Raw genomic sequence first — 21581 nt, 5'->3', positions numbered from 1 at the left:
TTACCTGTAGGCCAGGCGCCGTTCCAAGGAACGGGCCAGCAGAGAAAGCGGAAAGATGTAGGCAAAGAACAACGCCAGCACCAGGCCGTAGACCGGCAGCAGCAAATCAGTGCGAGCAGTGGCCGCGAGGATTTCGCGGCTGGCGCTGAGCAATTCGCCCACCCCCAGCAAACTGGCGAGTGCGCTGGACATGGTCACCACGCAATACAAGCCCAACGCGGGCGGCACCATCAGGCGCAAAGCCTGGGGCAGGATCACATGGCGCAACTGGCCCACCGCGCTGTAGCCCAAGGCAGTAGCGGCTTCCCATTGGGTACGCGGGATCGACTGCAAGGCGCCGCGCACGATCTCCGAGGCATTCCCCGCGGCCGGCAACGACAGCGCCAGCACCGCCTTGAGCCAAGCCGGCAGGCTGATCACCACGCCCGCCACGTGCCATTCGTAAGGCAGCAGGTGCATCACAAAAAACATCACCACCAGCCACGGCGAGTTGCGCAGCAGTTGGGTCACAAGCTTTGCGCCCAACCGCAACCCGCGCGACTTGGCGCGTTGCAACGCGCCCAGGCACACCCCGGCCATGCAGGCGAGCAGCATCGCCAGCGCACCGATCCACAGGTTCAGCGCAAAGCCCTTGAGCAGCATGGGCAGCCACGGCAACAAGGCTGAAACCACCTCGTTCATGCGCCACCTCCAGGGATGTGCAGGCGCCGTTCCAGGCAATGCAGCGCCCAGGCGAGCACGGCCATGGCCGAGAAATAAGTGACCAGCACCAACAGCATCATTTCCACCACGTTGTAGCGTTCGCTCCAGATTTCCTGGGCGCTGTACAGCACCTCGGGCACCGCCACCGCGTAGGCAATGGAACTGCCCTTGATCAACTGCACCATGTTGTTACCCAGCGCCGGCAAACACGCGCGCAGGGCCAGCGGCAGTTGGATGTGCCACAGCCTGGCCGCACGCCCATAGCCCAGCGCGAGCGCCGCATCGCGGGTGCTGGTGGGTACGGCGAGCAACCCGGCGCGCACGATTTCCACCGCAAATGCGCCGTAATGCAGGGTGATGCACAACGCGGCCAGGCCGAACGGGTTGGCGTACCACGGCGCCGCACCGCCCTCCAGGCCACCGCGTAACAACGCGCCGACACCGAAATAGATGAAGTACAACTGGGCCAGGCTCGGCGTGTTGCGCAGCAGTTCCACGTAACCGCGTACCAGCCAGCGCAACGACTTTGACGCCCCCATGGCCAACGCACCGAACAGGCCGATCAGGCATGAACCGAGGATGCCAATGGCCGACAGTTGCAAGGTGGTGACGATGCCGGAGGCAAATTGGCGGGCGGTCCAGCCATCGTAGAACACCGGAAAATTCCAGCCGGTGCGGGTATTCAGACGTTCGAAGCCGTCAGTGAGGCGTTGCAGGAAGTACGGCAGGCTCTGTTTGTCCTGCACCGCACTCTCGACTTCGTTCGGGTCCAGCGGATGTTTGTGCGGCAAGCCATAGCGGCTTTCCAACTCATACAGGAAACCACTCTGACGCCAATGCAACGCCAGTTGCTCCAGCAACGTACGCCACTGCGGATCGCCCTTGGCCACCGCCAGGCTCCACGGCGCTTCGAGAATCACCGGCAACTGAATGCGATAGCCCTGCCATTGCTGGCTGTCCTGCAAGCGCAGGCGCGCCACCGCCTCGTCCATCACCTGGCCGATGCAGCGTCGATCACGCAAGGCCTGGGCGCTTTCAGTGAGGCCGGCAAAGGCGAGAATGTTCACGCCGTAACGCTCGGCCACGCTCTGGTTGTAGGTCGAGCCCTGGCTGCTGCACAGGGTTTGACCGCGCAGGCTTTCCCAGCTTTCGACCACCTGATCGTCACGGGTCAGTAGCACCGCGCCGGAGGCATAGAAGCCCGGGAAGATGAAATCCACCAGGCGCTGACGCTCTTCGGTCACGCTAAAACCGGTGATGATCACATCGCATTTGCCCTGCTGCACAAACGGCACACGGTTGGCGCCGCTGGTGGGAATGGTCTGTGCGCTGATCTCACGGCCCAAGCGCGAGCTTAGGGATTGGCGCAGGTTTTCCAGCAGGTCAGCATTGAAGCCCACCGCTTTGCCCGACGGCGTGAGGTACGCGAACGGCCGGTTCTCCACGTTGGTGCAGGCGCTGACCACACCGCGCTCAGCGATGCGTTGCAACACCGGTCCGTCATCCGCCACCGCGCCCAGGGAGGCCGCCAGCATGCCGGCGGCCACCCAGGTCTTGAGCAACCTCATCACCACGAATACGTCGCCTTGAGGTAGTAGAACGCGCCGTTCATGCCAAACGGTGAGTAGGAGATGTAGTTGACGTTCTGATGGCCAGGGTTGTTCAGGCTGTTGCGTTTGTCCGGGTAGGCGTCGGTGACGTTGTCGCCGCCCACGGTGAACAGCCAGTCGGTGTAGCGGTAGCTGGTGGACAGGTCGAGCACCCACTTGGCGTCGAAACGCTGGTCGTACGCCGGGCCGGTATTGCTCACGGCAAGGAAGCTGCCGTAGCGCACCAGGTTGGCGTGCAGGCCCCAGTTGTCCTTGCTGTAGTCGGTGGAGAACGACAGTTTGCTGCGTGGCGTGCTGTCGGTGAGTACACCGTAACGGTCGCGACGGTCGATACGGTCCAGGTTCAGGCCGCTCTGTGCCAGGGCGGTGGGGTTGTCCTTGATGTCGGTGACGCGGGTCTTGGCGTAGCTGTAGCCGACGGTGCTGTTCAGGCGGCCACCGTTGTCGAAGCGATAGCGATGCTGGCCGGTGATATCAACGCCACGGGTCTGGGTGTCCACCGCGTTGGTGAAGTAGCGCACCGACTGGTACAGGTCCGTGGGAATGCCGTTGGCCGCCAGGTACGCCTGGCCGGCAGCGGTCTGTACGTTGAGGTTGCTCGACAGGGTGACCCGGTCGTTGATGTTGATCTGGTACACGTCCAACGTGGCACTGAAATCGTCAGTCGGTTGCAGCACCAAACCCAGGCTGATATTGCGCGACTTCTCAGCCTTCAAATCCTCCGCACCGAGCAAGCGTGCAATCGGCGAATCCACCGAAGCGGTCAACTGATCCTGATAGGCGTTGATCGACGTGTTGAGGGCGCTGGTGGTCGCCGAATAATGCTGCTGCGCCAACGACGGCGCACGGTAGCCGGTGGACACACTGCCGCGCACGGCGACCACCGGGTTGAAGTCATAACGGCTGGAGAACGAGCCCGTGGTGGCGCCGCCGAAGTCATTGTAGTCGTCATGACGCACGGCGACCGAGGCGCGCCATTTATCGGTGAGGTTGGTTTCCAGGTCGAGGTACTGCGCCACCACATCACGGCGATAGCTACCGCTGTCACCCGGCTTGAGGCCCGAGAAGCCTTCGGCGCCGGTGCCATAGTAGGAGTTGGCTTCGCCGCTGCTCTCCTGGTAGGTCTGGTGTTGGTACTCCACACCAAAGGCCACCGACAACGGGTTGTTCAGCACCGGCACGTTCAGCTCGTTGCTGAAATCCAATTGGTACACGGCGAGGCTGCTGGTGAGGCTGCCATCGTTGAAATTCTGCTGGGCATTGCCGGTGTCGCGGTACAGGTAGCGGTTGAGGGTGTCGCGGCTGCTCAGGTCGATTTGATTGCGGCCGTAGTCGACGCTGGCGTCCCATTTCCAATCGGCCAACAGCCCACGCAGGCCGAGTACCAGCGATTGGTCCTGGGTCTCGGCGTGCAGGCGCGGCAGGTACCCTTCAGGGTGCGCCGCGCGGTCGTAGGTGGAAGCACGACCGTTGCGGAACGCATCCCAGGTGTCGCCGGTGGACTTGTTGTAGCCGGCAAACCCGTAGGCGGTGAGGTCGTCGCTCAAGGCGTATTCGGCGTTGAGCATGACCTTGCCGTTGGTGATGTCCGGGTCGCCCAGGCGATACGTGGTGCTGCCATAACCCGGCGCGCCAGGGTTGCGATTGTCCGGGCCGGCGCGGTTGGTGAAGTCGTTGTTGTTGCCATCGAAACTCAAGTGCGCACTGCCGCGTTCGCCGAGCTTGAAGCCGGTGTCGGCGTCCACGTGGCGCTGGATGCCGTCGCCCTTAGAGTACTGCCCGTAGCTGGTAGTGACCTGCCCGCCTTCATCGTCTTTCTTGAGGATGACGTTGATCACCCCGGCAATCGCATCCGAGCCGTAACGGGCCGAAGCACCGTCGCCGAGCACTTCGATATGGTCGATGGCCGACAGCGGGATCGCGCCCAAATCCACCGGCGCCGAGCCGCGGCCCTGGGTCACGTTGGTGTTGAGAAAAGCGCTGGTATGGCGGCGCTTGCCATTGACCAGTACCAATACCTGGTCCGGCGACAGGCCACGCATCTGCACTGGGCGAATGATCCCGGTAAACCCGGAACTGGCCGGACGCGGGAAATTCAAGGACGGGATCAACCGCGACAAGGCTTCGGACAACTCGTTGCTGCCGGTGCTTTGCAGGGTCTTGCTGGACACCACCTGGATCGGCTGCATCGACTCCAGCACCGTGCGGTTTTCCGAGCGGGTGCCGGTCACCACGACCGCATTCAACTGTGGGGTGGTGTCGTTGTCTTCTGCCGCTTGTGCCTGCATGCCTGCCACGACTGCCACCACTGCGAGCGACAGCCTGCACTGTTTGAACCTGCCCTTGATCATTCCTTATTCCCCAGCCAACAGCCGTCACCGCGCCCTGACATAAGCGCAGGGGCAGTGGCTGTCGAACATTTGTCTATTCAAAAGTTGATAAAAGAGTGGCCAGGGGGCAATTCGGTGGTGTGTTGATTGCTTGCCTGGTATGTCACACGGGGCCCAATTTACCTGCCCTGTGCAGCCATACCTATGGAAAAAACAGCGGACAACACTAACTTTTACTCATGTGGCACTGCGGTTATATGGTTAAAAGAACACGGTCTAGTTGAAGCCGGTTTATTGATTGAGCGCGATAAAAGATCAGGCTATAAGTGCTCGGTTTTATTAACAGGCAATACCCGAGTGTTCTAACTTATGAATCTTCGCCAGATGGAAGTCTTCCGTTCCATCATGCTCACCGGCAGCATCGCGGGCGCCGCCGAGTTGTTGCATATCTCCCAGTCCGCCGTAAGCAAAATGCTCAGCCACACCCAACAACGTGGCGGCCCCAAGTTGTTCGAACTGGTCAAGGGCCGGCTGGTGCCCACCAGCGAAGCGCGGGAGCTGTACGAGGAAGTCGAGCGGCTGTGGCGCAACGTGGAACGGGTGCGTGAGCTGTCCAGCGAACTGGCCAACCCGTCCAAGGGCAACCTGTACATCGCGGCCTCCCCGAGCCTGGGCATGTCGGTGGTGCCGCAGAGCCTGGCACAGACGGTCAAGGAGCGGCCGGACCTGAGCGTGAAAGTGATCCTGCCGCTGCCCGGCGCACTGACTGATGTGGTGGCGGAGAAGATCGTCGACATCGGCATCACCACGTTTGAAGTCGACCACCCGAGCATCACGGTGCATGCGCGCTATAGCTGCCCGTTGGTGTGCATCATGGCGCCTTCGCATCCGCTGGCTTCGCTTGCGTCCATCAGCCCGACAGACTTGATTGGCCACCGGCTGATTTCGGTGCCGTTGCAGGAGTTGTATGGGATCAATGAAGAGAAGGTGTATGGCGACGTATTGGCGCAATTGAATATTGGGTTGCAGGTGCGTTCGGGGTTGATTGCCAGCCTGTTCAGCTTGGCCAGTGGGGAGATTGCGGTGGTCGATGCGCTGGCGGTTTCGGGGAATTTGCTGCCGTTGGTGATCCGGCGATTTGAGAGTGCGGCGGCGGTGAATATTTCGGTGATTCATAACAGTTTTAAGCCGTTGTCGCCGCAGGCGTTGTTGTTTCGGGACATGGTGATGGGGCATTTGCGGGGGGTGTCTGATAGTTATCAGTGATGTGGTGTACATATCCGTTGTTTGGTTGGTGGCGGATATTGGTTTCGCCCTTACGGCGAGTCACTTTGGAAAAGAGCCGGAATGCCGGCCCAGCCCAAAGTAACCAAAAGGCCTTCGCCCCACCACTCGGCACCTCGCTTAGGCTCGGTGTTCCCTCACTCCGGCCAGCGTGGTTTAACGGGGCGCCTAAGATCAAGATCAAAAGCCAGAGCAGACCACTGTCTACCTGACAAATGGAGATCCAAATGTGGGAGCGGGCTTGCTCGCGAATGCAGTGTGTCAGTCAGCAAATTAATTGGCTGATCCACCGCATTCGCGAGCAAGCCCGCTCCCACATTTTTGACCGCGTCTGGCTTCCTTACCCTGTGAAATCTGCTTTTCTGTGGGAGCTGGCAGGACGCCGGGTTAGCCGCGCTGGGCCAAGGATGGCCCATCGCGGCGGCCCACGCTCCAAAGCCTTCGTTCGGGCACACCGAGCCTAAGCGAGGTGCCGAGTGTTGGGGGCGTGGCCTTTTGGTTACTTTTGGGCCTTTCCAAAAGTGACCCGCCGTAAGGGCGGAACCATAAGTGGCCGTTACCTAACCAACGGATATGCACACCACCCAACCCCCCACCCAGTTATATCCATAGCACCAACCGATATTGGTATATACCAGATCACTCCCTTATAAATCGCCCCCATCAAAGAACGTTGCGCTGGAGTAGCAAACGATGGTGTCGGTAAAGGTAATGCTGGAGTACTTCCACCCCTGGCCAAACTCGGCCGGTCTGTACCTGGCACGCGAACGCGGCTGGTACGAAGAACTCGGCCTGGATGTAGAACTGGTCGTCCACGACCCCTACCACGGCGACACCCTGCAACACCTGCTGACCGGCGCCGCAGACTTCGGCATCTTCCCCAGCAACCGCCTTCTCGTACGCCGTGGCCTGGGCCAGGCGCTGCAAGGCATTGCCGCCATCAACCACGCGGGCCTTGAGTCGATCCAGACCCTCACCGACTCCGGCATCCGCCGCCCCCGCGACCTGGTGGGCAAACGCCTCGCGCTCAACCCGACGCCACGCGGCCTGGCCATGGTGCGTCATCTGGTCAGCCGCGATGGCGGTGATCCGGACGGCGTGATCCTGGTCGACAGCGGCGTGCGCGAACTGCGGCCCGAGCAACTTGCCGAGGGTATTGCCGACGCCAGCTTCGGCGGCTACTGGGCCTGGGAAGCGCTGATGCACAGCCCCATCGACGCCGAGCGTCGCGTCGTGTTGCCGGTGGATGACATCGGCGCACCGGCCTACCACAGCTACCTGCTCGGCGCCCATGAGCGCACCCTGGCCGACAAGCCCGACCTGGTGCGTGATTTCCTCGCGGCCACCGCAAAAGGCTACTTGGCCGTGGCGCAAGATCCGTCAATCGCACTCACCGCCTACGAACACACCACACCGTATTTCCCTGCCGAACTGTTGAGCGCCTCGCTGCATAAAATCGCCCCGACGTGGTTGCACAGAGGCCGCTGGGGCGAGCAACGCCAGGCGTTGCTGCAAACCTACGCCGAGTGGCTGCATGCGCATGCCGTACTCGACGACCCGCAGGTCTGGCAAGGCGCAACCAGCAATGCCTACCTGCCTGAGGTAAGCGCATGAACCCCCAACGCACCTCCCACGGCCTGGGGTTGGAACCGGTCGCCGCCGACTGGCCGGCCCTGCATGAAGCCGACATCGAGCAGTTGCTGGTTGACTACCCCCAACTGGGCCCCTTGCACAGCCTGCATTGGCACAGCCCACGGCCGTTTTCCGCCGCTGGGCTGATCACCACCGGCGCTGGCACGCTGTTCGTCAAACGCCATCACCAACAGGTGCGCCAAGCCACGTGGCTGGAAGAAGAGCATCGCCTGATCGCCCACCTGCATCGCCAGGGCGCACCAGTGGCGGCAGTGGTGCCGAACCGGCATGGCGCCACGGCGACGGGGCAAGGTGAGTGGACGTATGAAGTGCACCACGTCGCCGAGGGCCTGGACCTGTACCGCGATGCGTTGTCGTGGTCGCCGTTTCAAAACACCCGGCACGCCCTCGCCGCAGGCCAGGCGTTGGCCCGTTTGCACCAGGCCGCCGAACACTACGACTCCCCTCAACGCCAGACCCAGGTGCTGCTGGCCAACGCGCGGCTGATTAAACAATCAAACCCGTTGGACGGCATCAGCAGCCCCTACCTCGCCGACAAGGAGTGGCGCACTCAACTCGGCGAGTTACTGTTGCCGTGGCACGCAGAACTGCATCCACTGCTGCGTGAACAACCACCGCTGTGGACCCACAACGACTGGCACGCCTCCAACCTGCTGTGGAACGCCGACGGCAGCGTTTCCAGCGTGCTGGATTTTGGCCTGGCCGACCGCACTTTCGCCCTGTTCGACCTGGCCACTGCCATCGAACGCAACGCCGTGCCCTGGCTGGACCTTGATACGGGTGGCGTAGCGCGCGCCGATCTCGACAGCGTGGATGCCCTGCTCGCCGGGTATCACCAAGTACGCCCGTTGAGCACCCGCGACCTGCTCACCCTCAGCGCCCTGTTGCCGCTGGTACACGTGGATTTCGCCCTGTCCGAGGTGGCGTATTACCAGGACGTGGTGGGCTCCACCACCAGCGCCGATATTGCCTATTACGCCTACCTGCTTGGCCATCTGCGCTGGTTCGCCGGTGCCGAAGGGCAACGTTTGCTTGGCCATATCCGGCGTAAAAGCGTATGAGCATGCTGGTCGATACTCAGTGGCTGCGCGCGCATCGGGCTGATCCCACGTTGGTGATACTGGATGCCACGGTGGTGTTGCCGTCGCCGGCGTTCGATGGTGATTACCGCGTCCAAAGTGGTGAAGACGGCTGGTTGCAGGCGCATATTCCAGGCGCTCGACACGCAGATTTATTGACTGACCTGGCCGACACCCACGCCCGTTTCAGCTTCGCCCTGCCAACGCCTGAAGCGCTGGTAAACAGTTTGGCCAAGCTCGGCGCCGGCCAAGGGAAAACCCTGGTTATCTACGACCGCGCCGATGGTTTCTGGGCCGCTCGCCTGTGGTGGATGCTGCGCGGCGCAGGCGTCGACGCCCAGGTACTCGATGGCGGGTTCAACGCCTGGCGCGCCGCCGGTTTGCCGGAACACAAAGGCCGCGCCGAACCGGCCACGCCTGTGCAACCCTGGCCAATCAACCCGCGTGCAGGGCTGTGGATTGACCGCAGTGGCGTCGAGGCAATCGTCGACGGCCGCGCACCCGGCCTGCTGATCTGTGCCCTTGGCGCGGCGCTGTTCGAAGGCACCGCGCCCACCCGCTACGCCCGACGCGGGCACATCCCCGGCAGCCAAAACCTGCCGGCCCGCCAGTTGTTCGACGCCCACGGCCGCTACCTGCCCAAGGATGCCCTGGCCCTGGCGATCGGCCCCACGCTGCTGCACAGCGAAGGCCCTCTGATTCTGTATTGCGGCGGCGGTATCTCCGCCGCTGCCAACGCGTTGGCCTTGACCCTTCTGGGTCGCCAGGACATCGCAATCTACGACGGCTCCCTACAGGAATGGGCCGCCGACACACGCTTACCAATGACTACCGGAGCAGCTCCGGCCTGACGCCACTTCTGGCGAACCCGGCTTTTTTATCACGAACTGGCAACCCGTCCGTTGCGCAGCGCTGGGCCCCTTTGTGCCCGATAAAAGCGTACGGCAACGACGGTCATGCCCTTGGAGCGCTCTTTACATGGCTACACCCTATCGCCACACCCTGCTCGCCTTGAGCATCACTTTCGCCGCTGCGGCCCATGCCCAGGATGCGACCCTGGACACCGTCACCGTCCTTGGCCAGGAAAGCACCGACTACCAGGCCAAAAAAGCCGCGGTGGCCGGCTTCGACAACGCGCCATTGCTGGATACCCCGGCCTCCGTCGCCGTGATCACCGAAGCGCGCCTCAAAGACCAACAGGCACGCCTGCTCAGCGAAGTCTTGAAAAACGACGCCTCGGTGGGCGACAGCTACGCCCCGGTCGGCTACTACGAGAATTTCGTGATCCGCGGCTTCGCCCTCAACCCGGCCAGCAGCTACAAGATCAATGGCCGCACCATCACCGGCGAGCAGAACGTGGCGCTGGAAAACAAGCAGCAAGTGGAAGTGCTCAAAGGCCTGGCCGGCTTGCAGAGCGGCGTCTCCGAACCCGGTGGGCTGGTCAACTACGTGAGCAAGCGCCCGGAGAATGTGCGCTCGGTGACCGTGTCCACCAACGAACACGGCGAGCGCTATTTGGCCACTGATATCGGCGGTTGGCTGGGCACCGAACAACAAGTCGGCGTGCGCATCAACTTGGCCCACGAGGACATCCGCTCCTATGTCGACCACGCTGACGGCAAGCGCGATTTCGCCTCCCTGGCGCTGGACTGGAACATCAGCCCCAACGCCCTGCTGCAACTCAACGCCGAGTACCAGGACCGCGAACAACGCTCGGTGCCGGGCTACCAACTGCTGGGCGGTACCGAAGTGCCCCACCACGTTTCGCCCAAGGACCTATTGGCCTACCAGAGCTGGTCGAACCCGGTAGGAATCCGCTCCCTGAACCTCGACGGCCTGTTCGAATACCGCTTCAACGACGCCTGGAAAGCCAGCTTCAGCGCCTCCCGCAGCCGCGTGGTCATCGACGACTACAGCACCTTCGCCTGGGGTTGCTATGGCGCCGCCAGTTGCGCGAATACGGCGGTGCCCAACCACTTCAGCGCCGAAGGTGACTACGACATCTCCGACTACCGCAGCCCCGACGACACCCGCAGCAACGAAGAAGCCCAGGCTGCGCTCAATGGCCAGTTCGATACCGGTTTCCTCAAGCATGACCTGACGTTCGGCACCACTGCATTCCGGCGCCTGGTGGACCGACGCAAATCAGTCAACGAGTACATCGGCGAAGGCAATATCTATGAGCCGTCACCGGTGCTGGAACCCTACGACGGCCCGCTGGGCCACACCTACCGCCGCCTCGACAGCCGCCAGTACGGCCTGTTCGCCAGCGACCGCATCAGTTTCAACGAGCAATGGCAAACCATCCTCGGCGGGCGTCAGGTACGCCTGGATGAAGAGACCTACAACCAGGCCGGCGACACCACGCGCCACACCCAACGTAGCGTGTTCCTGCCCCAGGTGGCGTTGATCTACAAACCGCGCCCGGACACCTCGTTGTATGCCAGCTACAGCAAGGGCCTGTCGCTGGGTGGCGAAGCCGCATGGTTCAGCAGCAACGCCGACGAAGTATTGCCGCCGACCACCTCGCGCCAACTGGAAGTGGGCATCAAGCGCGACTTCCAGCGCCTGAGCCTGACCGCCGCACTGTTCCAGATCACCGAAGACCTGCAATACAACCGCCCGAATGACGACGGCACTACCACCTTCGTGCAGCAAGGCAAGCAGAAGAATGTGGGGATCGAGCTGTCCGCCAACGGCCGCGTGACCTCCGACCTGCAAGTTTCGGCCAGCGTCGCGGCCATTCGCGCGCAAGTCTCAGGCAGCGGCACCGACGATTACGACGGCCACCAGGCAATCAACGTGCCCAAGCTGCGCGCCAGTTTGCATGGCGACTACAGCATCCCAGGCGTACCCGGTCTGGCCCTGCTCGGCGGCGTGCAATACAGCGCAAGCAAATACGCCAACCGTGAAGCCACGGTGAAAGTGGATGACTATGCGGTGTTCGACGTGGGTGGCCGCTACACCACCAAGGTCGGTGATTACGCTACTGTGCTGCGCCTGACCGTCGACAACCTGTTCGACAAACGTTACTGGCGCGATGTGGGTGAATCCGCAGGCGACGGCTACCTGTTCCTGGGTGCGCCGCGCACGGCGCGGTTGTCCGCCACCGTCAATTTTTGAGGCTGACCGTTCATGCGTAATCTGATTTTCTCCAGTGTGTGCCTGCTCTCCACCGCCCTGGTGGGCTGCCAGCAGCAACCGCCCGCCAACGACCAATTGGACGCGGTGCTGTGGACGCAGACCTCCATCGAGCACGAGTTGATCTACACACAAGTGTTCGCCAGTGCCACGCGCCAGTTGGATGCTGCCTTGGCCGACCCGACCTGGGACGCCCTGCCGTTGCCGCCGCGCAACCTCGCCGGCCTGCCGCCGGCGGTGGTGGTGGATATCGACGAAACCGTGCTGGACAACGTGCCGCTGAATGCGCGGGACATCCTCACCAATCAGGTCTACTCCTACGATCGCTGGACCACCTGGGTCGATCAGGCCAAGGCCCGGGCCCTGCCCGGCGCGGTGGAGTTCTTGCAGGCGGCGGACAAGAAAGGCATCACCGTCTACTACATCACCAACCGCGAGCACAGCCAGGTCCAGGCCACGGTCAATAACCTGCGCCTGCGCGGTTTCCCGGTGGCGCGCAACGAACAGGTGCTGGCCGCCAGCACCCCGACCGGGCGTTGCCAACTGGCCGGCTACCGCAAGAACTGCCGGCGCCTATGGGTCGCCAGCCACGCCCGCGTGCTGATGCTGGCCGGCGACTCGCTGGGTGACTTCGTACAAGCCGAACACAACACCCTGGCCGACCAACGCAAGGCCGCCGCGCCGTACCTGGCCTGGCTCGGCCAGCGTTGGTTCCTGCTGCCCAACCCAACCTACGGCAACTGGTACAGCGCGCCCTATGGCGACCAGGAAAAACTGCCCTTCGAACGCAAGCGCCAGCTCAAGCAACAGGCGCTGCAACTGGAAAACTAGTTCTTGAGAGAACCCTATGTCGCCACTGGAAATTGTCGCCGTGTTCTTCAACATCGCCGGGGTCTGGCTCACCGCGCAACGCGTGCGCTGGTGCTGGCCGGTCAGCGTGGTTGCGGTGTTGCTGTATGCCTGGATCTTCTTCGACGTAAAGCTGTATTCGGACATGCTGCTGCAACTGGTCTTCGCCGCGCTGCAGGGCTACGGCTGGTGGCGCTGGAGCACCGGGCGCGTGGAGGCCGGCAAAGTACGGGTGGAACGCCTGCCGTTGCAAGAGGCCTGGCGTCACTTGCTCGCAGGGTTGATCGGCGCCGTGGCGCTGGGGGCGGTGATGCACCATTTCACCGACGCGGCCCTACCGTGGCTGGACTCGTTGCTCACCGCGTTCAGCCTGGTCGCCAGCCTATGGGCTGCGCGTAAATACGTGGTCAGTTGGTGGTTGTGGATCGTGCTGGACGCGGCGTATGTGGGCCTGTTCCTGTACAAAGACCTGCAGCTGACCGCCGCGCTGTACGCCGGCTTCGTGGTGCTGGCGGCCTATGGTTTGCGCGCCTGGCAACGGGATTTGCACCAACAGGAACATATAACCAAAGCGTCGGTTTACAGCGTTTAATATCATTAAACATTAGGGCATCTATCGCGTTTAAATATAAAAAAACTCGCTTGGATGCTTTTATGAACTTACGCACTGCCGCCGCCCTCAGCGTCACCCTTCTCCTGGCCAGCCCGGCCGTGTTAGCCGGGCAAACCCTGGACCGCATCACCCAATCCAAGCAGTTGGTGGGCGTGTTGATGGAGAACTACCCACCGTTCTCCTTCCTCAACGAACAGAACCAGCTGGACGGTTTTGACGTAGATGTCACCAAGGCCGTGGCCGACAAACTCGGCGTGAAACTCAAACTGGAAACTCCCTCCTGGGAAGTCATCGCCGCCGGTCGTTGGAGTGGCCGTTACGATGTGTGCATCTGCTCCATGACGCCTAGCGCAGCACGCGGCCAGGTGTTCAATTTCCCGGTCGAGTACTACGCCTCGCCTGCCGTGGTGGTGGTCAATGCAACCGACAACAGCATCCAGTCGGCAGCCGACCTGACCGGTAAAAAAGTCGGTGTAGGCAGTGCATCCACCTACGAAGCCTACCTGGCCAAGGACCTGGTGATCGAAGGCGCCAGCAAGCCCATCGACTACCCGTTCAAGGCCGTTCAGGCCGTACCCTACGACAACGAGATCATCGCCTTCCAGGACCTGGCCCTGGGCACCGGCAAACGCCTGGATGCCATGGTCACCAACCTGGTCACCGCCAAGGAACGCATTGACCACGACCCGCGCTTCAAGATCACCGGTGACGTGCTGTACGCCGAGCCCAATGTGGTGGCCACCGAGAAAGGCGATCCGGCGTGGGATGCCAAGCTGACCCAGATCCTCGCCGAGCTGAAAAGTGATGGCACGCTGGCGAAGATCTCCCAAAAATGGATCGGCTCAGACATTACCCAATGAGTGTATTCCCGACCCCACCCGCCGTTGTGAAACCACCACCGGTCAAGCGCACGCTGCTGTCGTTCAAAGTACGCCTGTGGCTGACCTGGGGCGTGATGCTGTGCCTGTTCGCCGGCCTGTTCATGAGCTTCGACCTGCAGTTCGCCATCGTCGCCGCCAAGTGGCAAAACCTGGTGGGGCTGCACCTGTCGCCCCAGGGTTTCCTGCAGGGCGCGGCGCTGACGCTGTTCCTGTGCTTCTGCTCGATCTGGCTGTCGGTGGCGCTGGGTTTTGCCACCGCCCTGGCGCGGTTGTCGAGCAGCGCGGTGGCGTTCGGTATCGCCAGCTTCTACGCCTCGTTTTTTCGCGGCACGCCACTGCTGATCCAGATCTTGCTGATCTACCTGGGCCTGCCTCAATTGGGGGTGGTGCCGGGCGCCATCAGTGCCGGGATCATCGCGTTGTCGCTGAACTACGGCGCGTACCTCAGCGAGATCTTCCGCGCCGGCATCCTGGGTGTGTCCCAGGGCCAACGCAACGCAGCCGCCGCTCTCGGCATGGGCCGGGCGGTGACCTTCTGGCAGATCGTCCTGCCCCAGGCCATGCGCACCATCATCCCGCCCACCACCAGCCAGTTCATCTCGATGCTCAAGGACTCCTCCCTGGTATCGGTGATGGGCGTGTGGGAAGTAATGTTTTTGGCGCAATCCTATGGCCGCTCGTCTTACCGCTATATCGAAATGCTCACCACCGCTGCCGTCATCTACTGGTTGCTGTCGATCGGCCTGGAACTGATCCAGGCCCGGCTGGAGCGGCACTACGGCAAGGCTTATCTCCACGGGCGCTAGCCCTATTTTTTACCTGCAGGAAGCACCATGTCCGATCCCACCCCGTTGTTATTCGGCCTTTATGAACAAGCCAGCGTCGGCTGCGGCGGAGCGCCCAGCCTGTGGACCCACCCGGCGGATGAGCGGCTGGGCATCAATACCCTCAAATACTGGTCGAACCTGGCCCGCACGGCAGATGAAGCCAACCTCGACCTGATGTTCTTTGGCGACGTGCTGGGCTTTTACGATGTGTTCGGCGGCTCCGAAGCCATGGCGTTGAAATGGGCGGTGGAAGCCCCGGCCAATGACCCGCTGACGATTATTCCAGCGCTGGTGGCCCTCACCGAAAAACTCGCGTTTGGCGTCACCGTCACCACCACCTACGAACACCCGTTCACCCACGCCCGGCGTTTCAGCACCCTCGATCACCTGTCGGACGGGCGCATCGGCTGGAACATCGTCACCTCGTACCTGTCCAGTGCTGCGCGCAATTTCGGCCTGGAGCAGATGATCAAGCACGACGACCGTTATGAGCGCGCCGAAGAGTTTCTCGACGTGGTGTACAAGCTCTGGGAAGGCAGCTGGGCCGATGATGCAGTGATCGCCGACAAACTCGCGCACACCTACGCGGACGGCGCGCGCGTGCGGCCTATCCAGCATGCCGGTGAACATTACCGGGTGGCCGGGCCGCACCTCACGTCGCCGTCGCCGCAACGCACGCCGTTGCTGATCCAGGCCGGTTGGTCGGGGCGTGGTCGACAATTCGCCGCCAAGCACGCGGAGTTGGTGTTTATCGCCAAGTCCAACCCGCTGGAAATCCGCCAGGGCCTGGAAGATATCTGGCGCCAGGCCGAGGCCCGAGGCCGTCAGGCGGCCGACGTGAAATCGCTGACCGTGTTGCGCATCGTCACTGCTCCCACGGCCATCGAGGCGCAGAAAAAATACGACACCCTGCAAAGCAACTATCACCTGCAAGCGCAGTTGGTGAGCTACGCCGGTGACACCGGCATCGACATCAACCGCTATGCCGACAACGAGGCGCTGTCGACCCACACCGAAGGCATGACCTCCTACATCATGAAGCCCGATGGCAGCGGCAAGCCGCTCACTGCCGGCGAGGTGCGCCAACGCTTCGCCAATGTCACCCGGGGCAGCGACCTGATCCTGGTGGGCACCCCGGAGCAGATCGCGGAAAAGATCGAGGAGCACGCCCGCATCTCCGGCACCAGCGGCTACATGCTCAACCCGCTGATCAGTCCAGGCTCCTTGAACGACTTTGTCGAACTGGTGATCCCGGCCCTGCAAAAACGTGGCCTGTACCGCACCACGGCGCAAAGCGGCACCTTGCGCTCGCGCCTGCGCGCCGATGGCAGTGACCGGTTGCCGGCCTCGGCCCATGGCGCGTCATTCCGCTTTGCATAGCCCCTGCGTGGGAGAAGGTGACCTGCGCCAACAGGAACGGTAGAGTCACCCCCACGTCATGCCTGCACACGGAACCCCAGGATGCCTTTCGACCCCATTTCCCCGCACTACCAGCGCATCCGCGAACAGATCGCCCATGACATCGCCGCAGGCGTGCCCCAGGCCGATGAGAAATTCCCCTCCGAACGGGACATGATCGAACGCTTCGGCTGCACCCGCGTCACCCTGCGCCAAGCGTTGCAGCAACTGGAAGCCGAAGGCCTGGTGTACCGCGAAAACCGCCGGGGCTGGTTCGTCAGCCCTCAACGCATCCGCTACGACCCCACGCGTATCAGCGGCTTCATGGATTACGTCAGCGCCCAGGGCCGCACCCCGCGCACCGAATGCCTGCACGCCGAACTGCGCCCCGCCGGCCCCTGGCTGGCCAAGCGCATGGGCCTGGCCTCGGCGGACGAGCCGGTGTTCTTCCTGCAACGCCGCCGCTGGATCGACCGCCGCCCGGTGCTGCTGGAGTTCAACGCGTTGCTCGCCAGTTGGTGCCCTGGCCTGCTGGAAGCCGACCTCAATACCTCGCTGACCCAACTGCTGCGCGAGCGTTTTGCGCGGGTGCAGTCGCGGTGTGAGCTGGAGATGCACATCGGCACGGTGAACGAAGAACAAGCCGAGTTACTGCAACTGTCGCCGGGCTCCACCAGCGTGTACCTGGAACGCTTGAACTTCGGCGAGGACAACCAAGCGGTGGAATTCGACCAGGAATTCTGGCGACCGGATGCGTTGTCGATCGTGATGGAGACGCGGTATCCGGGAACGCGGTGAGGTCAGCTTTACGCTGTGATTGGGCTCACGCAAACCGGCTGTTGCTTGCGTAACAACCTGCCGCCGTTCTGTTGCATAAACAACGCAAGCGGCCACCACCTAAAAAATACCCTAATAATTTCAATCACTTAATTATGACAAAATGATGGCATATAGCTTGCTATCAATCCTCCCAGCTTACTCTTCAAAGAGCGGCCCCTGCGCGATGGGACGGCATACCGCCTGCCCCGCGCCCAAGAATGGAATTTCTTAAGGGACCTTGCCATGCACTCGCTGCTTCGCAACCATCGCTACACCAAACCCGCCCGCCCCTTCGTGCTTGCCAGTGCGCCCCTGATGGCGCTGCTGGCCGGCGATGCACTGGGGGCAGAAACCCAGACCACCACTGCGCTGCCCCAGGTCACGGTGACCGCCCAGCGGCACGAAGAATCGGCCCAGGATGTGGGCATCGCCCTCACCGCCCTGAGCGGGCAAGACTTGCAGAACAAGGGCGTGACCAACGTCAATGAGCTGCAGAACTACGTGCCCAACCTGGACATCGCGCCGCAGTACGGCGGTGGCAACCCGCTGTTTCGCATACGTGGCGTGGGGCTCAAGGATTACGGCAGCAACAACACCTCCACCGTGGGTGTGTACCTGGATCAAGTGGCGCTACCCTACCCGATCCAGACCCAGGGCCAACTGTTCGACCTGGAGCGCGTCGAAGTTTTGCGCGGTCCACAGGGCACGCTGTACGGGCGCAACAGCACCGCCGGGGCGATCAACTTCATCACCAACAAACCCACCCGTGAGTTCCACGGCGGGCTGACGACCAGCTACGGCTCGTACAACGCCAGCAACGTCGAGGGTTTCCTCTCCGGCCCGCTGACCGACACCCTGCGCGCACGCCTGGCCTTCATCACCGAGCAAGGCGGCGCCTGGCAGGAAAACCGCGTCACCGGGCAAAGCCTGGGGGACAAGGACAACACCTCGCTGCGCGGCCAGTTCGACTGGGACGCCACCCCGGACATCAACTTCAACCTCACCGTGCATGCGGGCGAAGACAAATCCGACAGCCGTGGTTCGTACCTCTACCAAGGCCTGACACCCAACGCCCGCGGCGCTGCCTATTCCGCGATCAGCCCGGAAAACGACGGTAAGAAAACCGGTTGGGGCCTCACCCCAGGCTTTGCCAAAATCACCGGGTTATCCGTCGGTGACAAACCCCATCGCGACAACGACAACACCGGCTTCGCCCTCACCGGTACGTTCGACCTGAATGACCATTTGAGCGTGACCAGCATCACCGCGTCCGACCGTTTCCGGCGCCGTGAATACATTGACTGGGACGCCTCGGTGATCCCGCAATCCGATGAATATTTCGATTCGAAGATCGAAGTGTTTTCCCAGGAACTGCGCCTGGCCTCCCACGACAACGAGCGCTTCAACTGGCAGACCGGCTTGTACTTCGCCCAAGACCGCCTGGACGAAAACTTCTACTCGGACTTCAGCGCCAACCTGGGTTACGGCACCTACACCTCCTACACCCAGAAGTCCAACACCTACAGCGCCTTCGCCCAGGGCGACTACCGGCTCACCGACGACTTGAAACTGATCGTCGGGATTCGCCAGGAGAAGGAACACCGCGAACTGGAAGACTTCGCCACCCAGCGCATCCTGGTCAACAGCGGCGTGTACAGCCTCGGTCAACTGAGTTTCCCGGCGGCCGACAGCGACCTGGACAGCAACTCCACCTCATGGAAACTCGGCCTGGAGTATCAACTCACCCCATCCACCCTGCTGTATTCCACGGTCAGTCGCGGGATCAAATCCGGGGGCTTTACCGCCTACAACTCCAGCTACGCGGAGCAGATCGCGCCGGTCAAACCGGAGAAGCTGCTGGCCTATGAAGTGGGCTTCAAGAGCGACCTGAGCGACACCTTGCGCTTCAACGGTTCGGCGTTCTACTACGATTACCGCGACCAGCAATACCAGTCCCAGGTATGGATCAGCCAGCAGGTGGGCAACGTGGGTCGGCTGGTGAATATTCCCAAGTCGAAGATCTACGGCTATGAACTGGAACTGCAGTGGGAGCCGGTGTCGGGCCTGACCCTGGGCCAATACTTCGGCACGAAGAAAGGCAAGTACATCGACTACCAAGGCCTGAACAGCACCGCCACTCGCGCGGTCGGGTTCGCCTACCCGGTGTACACCGACTTCTCCGGCTCCAGCCTCACCAACTTCCCGAAAATCAGCTACGGCGGCCAGTTGCAGTACGTGTGGGACGTGGGCGGCTTTACCTTCAGCGCCGAGAGCGACTACTCGTTCCACGACCGCATCACCGGCAGCAACGGCACCACCACCCAGGCCTACTGGCTGGCCAATGCGCGCCTGGGCATCACGCCCAAGGGCAGCAACTGGTCCGGCGCACTGTGGGCACGCAACGTGTTCGACAACAAATACGACCTGTACCACGGCTCGTTCCTGTCCAACGCGCAAATCGCCACACCGGGTGACCCGCGCACCGTGGGTGTGCAGGCTAGCTACAAATTCTAGGGACCTGTGATGACTTTCGACCTGAACCGCCGCCAGGCGCTGGGCCTGCTGATGGGCGCGCCCTTGTTATTGCGCTACGGCAGCGCCTTGGCCAACGTGGCCACGCCCTTCACCCTGGGGGTCGCCAGTGGCGATCCCTGGCCCGATGGTTTTGTGATCTGGACACGCCTGAGCACGTTGCCGCTGTTCCCCGGCAACGAGTACGCCCTGCCCGCCAGCATCCCGGTGGACTGGGAAGTGGGCCTGGATGAGCACTTTCAGCGCATCGCCCAGCGCGGCCGCACCCAGGCCCTGGCGATCAACGGCCACGCGGTGCATGTGGAACTGCGAGGGCTGCAACCGGGCCGTGAATACTGGTACCGCTTTATCGCCCTGGGCGAGCGCGGGCCCACCGGCCGGGCGCTGACCTTGCCGGTGCTGAACGCCAAGGTCGACCACCTGCGCCTGGGCGTTGCCTCCTGCGCCCATTACGAGCGCGGGCTGTTCAGCGCCTATCGGCACATGGCCGATGAACGTCCCGACCTGGTGCTGTTCCTCGGTGACTACATCTACGAATACACCAACGCCCCTGGAACACAGGGCCTGGCCCGCTCCTACGGTGCACCCGAGGCCACGGACCTGGCCGGTTACCGTTACCGCTACGCACTGCACAAGACCGACCCGGACCTGCAACAACTGCACGCTGCCGCGCCGTGGATTGCCACCTGGGATGACCATGAAGTGCAGGACGATTATTCCGGCGTTTCCTCCAAGGACCCGGGCGTGACCGTTGCCGCGTTCCAGCAACGCCGGGCGGCAGCGTACCAGGCGTTCCTGGAGAACATGCCGCTGCGGCGCCCGCCCCTGGGCAGCAATGGCAGCCCGCGAATTTATCGGCGGTTTACCTATGGTGACCTGGCGGCGATCCCGGTGTTGGATGGCCGCCAGTATCGCTCACGCCAACCGTGTTACCAGGCACCCAATTTCGGCAAGGGTCATATGGAGTTGAGCAGTTGCGTGGACCTCGCCGATCCCAAACGCACGCTGTTGGGGTTTGAGCAGGAGCGCTGGCTGTATGACGGTTTGCGCCGCAGTGACAGCCGCTGGAACCTGCTCGCTCAGGACCTGTTGGTGGCGCCGTTGCGTGCGGAGCGGCCGGGGACCGATGGGGCGCGTTACTGGACCGACAGTTGGGATGGCTTCCAAGCGGCGCGTGGGCGGTTGATCGAGAACTTGCGGGACAGTCGGGTGGCTAATCCGGTGGTGTTGAGTGGGGATTACCATTCGTTTTGGGCCAACCATTTGTATGAACGGCCGGAGGATCCGGATTCCAAATTGGTGGCGGCAGAGTTTGTGGGTACCTCGATTACGTCGAATGGGCCGAGTTATGAGGCGGTACAGTCGATTTTGCCGGCCAACCCGCAGATTCGGTTTTATGACAGTCGGCCAAGGGGGTATTTGTCGTTGGACCTGACACCTGGGAGGTTGGAGGTGAGGATGCAGGCGATTTCGGATCGGCTGGATCCTCGGGCTACGGTTTCGACGTTGAAGCAGTTTGTGGTGGAGAGTGGGAGTGCTCGGTTGCAGGAGGTGTGAGGGTTCGGGGTGGGTCGGTGTTTTGGTGTACATATCCGTTATTTAGGTAACGGCTGATATGGGTTCCGCCCTCACGGCGGGTCACTTTGGAAAAGAGCCGGAATGCCGGCCCAGCCCAAAGTAACCAAAGGGCTCTTGCCCCACCACTCGGCACCTCGCCTAGGCTCGGTGTGCCCTCACTCCGGCTTGAATCCGTGGGCCGCCGCGATGGGCCATCCTTGGCCCAACGCGGCTAACCCGGCGTCCTGCCGGGTTACCCACGGATTCAAGCCTGCGTTCGGCCAGCGTGGTTTAACGGGGCGCTTA

General features: G+C 62.3%; 16 protein-coding genes. 13 read left to right on the top strand and 3 right to left on the bottom strand.

What is annotated here, in order from left to right:
* From HF257_RS13205 to HF257_RS13195, 3 genes are read right to left on the bottom strand one after another with little or no spacing between them, the layout of a single operon-like run.
* On the bottom strand, window positions 1-681 hold the full coding sequence (locus tag HF257_RS13205; protein ID WP_185710965.1) for an amino acid ABC transporter permease: 681 nt from the start codon (window positions 679-681) through the stop codon (window positions 1-3).
* Window positions 678-2264, bottom strand: a complete 1587-nt coding sequence (locus HF257_RS13200; RefSeq protein ID WP_185712087.1) for an ABC transporter substrate-binding protein/permease — start codon at window positions 2262-2264, stop codon at window positions 678-680. The genes HF257_RS13205 and HF257_RS13200 overlap by 4 nt, the downstream gene beginning before the upstream one ends.
* Before the next feature lie 5 nt (window positions 2265-2269).
* Complete coding sequence (locus HF257_RS13195; RefSeq protein ID WP_185710963.1) at window positions 2270-4663, bottom strand: TonB-dependent receptor plug domain-containing protein; 2394 nt, start codon at window positions 4661-4663, stop codon at window positions 2270-2272.
* Window positions 4664-5011: 348 nt separating this feature from the next.
* Here HF257_RS13195 and HF257_RS13190 point away from each other — a divergent pair, with 348 nt between their 5' ends.
* The 13 genes from HF257_RS13190 (at window position 5012) to HF257_RS13130 (ending at window position 21275) form a co-directional block, all read left to right on the top strand.
* Window positions 5012-5908: a LysR family transcriptional regulator gene (locus HF257_RS13190; RefSeq protein ID WP_106803252.1), complete on the top strand. Its 897-nt coding sequence runs from the start codon at window positions 5012-5014 to the stop codon at window positions 5906-5908.
* A gap of 711 nt (window positions 5909-6619) precedes the next feature.
* The gene (locus HF257_RS13185; protein WP_185710962.1) at window positions 6620-7540 is read left to right on the top strand and encodes an ABC transporter substrate-binding protein; all 921 of its coding nucleotides are present in this window, start codon (window positions 6620-6622) and stop codon (window positions 7538-7540) included.
* On the top strand, window positions 7537-8640 hold the full coding sequence (locus HF257_RS13180) for a phosphotransferase enzyme family protein (protein WP_185710961.1): 1104 nt from the start codon (window positions 7537-7539) through the stop codon (window positions 8638-8640). Before HF257_RS13185 ends, HF257_RS13180 begins: the two co-directional genes overlap by 4 nt.
* Before the next feature lie 2 nt (window positions 8641-8642).
* Entirely contained in the window at window positions 8643-9509 is an 867-nt protein-coding gene (locus HF257_RS13175) for a sulfurtransferase (RefSeq protein WP_233081699.1), read from the top strand.
* A gap of 127 nt (window positions 9510-9636) precedes the next feature.
* Entirely contained in the window at window positions 9637-11781 is a 2145-nt protein-coding gene (locus HF257_RS13170) for a TonB-dependent siderophore receptor (protein ID WP_185710959.1), read from the top strand.
* 12 nt (window positions 11782-11793) lie between these two features.
* On the top strand, window positions 11794-12630 hold the full coding sequence (locus HF257_RS13165; protein WP_185710958.1) for a 5'-nucleotidase, lipoprotein e(P4) family: 837 nt from the start codon (window positions 11794-11796) through the stop codon (window positions 12628-12630).
* Window positions 12631-12646: 16 nt separating this feature from the next.
* The gene (gene pnuC, locus HF257_RS13160) at window positions 12647-13240 is read left to right on the top strand and encodes a nicotinamide riboside transporter PnuC (RefSeq protein ID WP_185710957.1); all 594 of its coding nucleotides are present in this window, start codon (window positions 12647-12649) and stop codon (window positions 13238-13240) included.
* Window positions 13241-13302: 62 nt separating this feature from the next.
* Window positions 13303-14121: a transporter substrate-binding domain-containing protein gene (locus tag HF257_RS13155; protein WP_185710956.1), complete on the top strand. Its 819-nt coding sequence runs from the start codon at window positions 13303-13305 to the stop codon at window positions 14119-14121.
* Entirely contained in the window at window positions 14118-14948 is an 831-nt protein-coding gene (locus HF257_RS13150; RefSeq protein WP_185710955.1) for an amino acid ABC transporter permease, read from the top strand. The genes HF257_RS13155 and HF257_RS13150 overlap by 4 nt, the downstream gene beginning before the upstream one ends.
* A gap of 27 nt (window positions 14949-14975) precedes the next feature.
* Window positions 14976-16349 carry an LLM class flavin-dependent oxidoreductase gene (locus HF257_RS13145; protein WP_185710954.1) on the top strand — a complete coding sequence of 458 codons (1374 nt, stop codon included), beginning with the start codon at window positions 14976-14978 and terminating at the stop codon, window positions 16347-16349.
* 81 nt (window positions 16350-16430) lie between these two features.
* Window positions 16431-17165, top strand: a complete 735-nt coding sequence (locus HF257_RS13140) for a UTRA domain-containing protein (RefSeq protein ID WP_185710953.1) — start codon at window positions 16431-16433, stop codon at window positions 17163-17165.
* Between the two features lie 264 nt (window positions 17166-17429).
* Window positions 17430-19700 carry a TonB-dependent receptor gene (locus HF257_RS13135; protein WP_185710952.1) on the top strand — a complete coding sequence of 757 codons (2271 nt, stop codon included), beginning with the start codon at window positions 17430-17432 and terminating at the stop codon, window positions 19698-19700.
* Between the two features lie 9 nt (window positions 19701-19709).
* Window positions 19710-21275 carry an alkaline phosphatase D family protein gene (locus HF257_RS13130; protein WP_185710951.1) on the top strand — a complete coding sequence of 522 codons (1566 nt, stop codon included), beginning with the start codon at window positions 19710-19712 and terminating at the stop codon, window positions 21273-21275.
* Window positions 21276-21581: the final 306 nt, after the last annotated feature.

Source organism: Pseudomonas cremoris (genome assembly GCF_014230465.1).
Note: the sequence above shows the minus strand (reverse complement) of the source record. Positions and strands in the feature narration are given on the sequence as shown.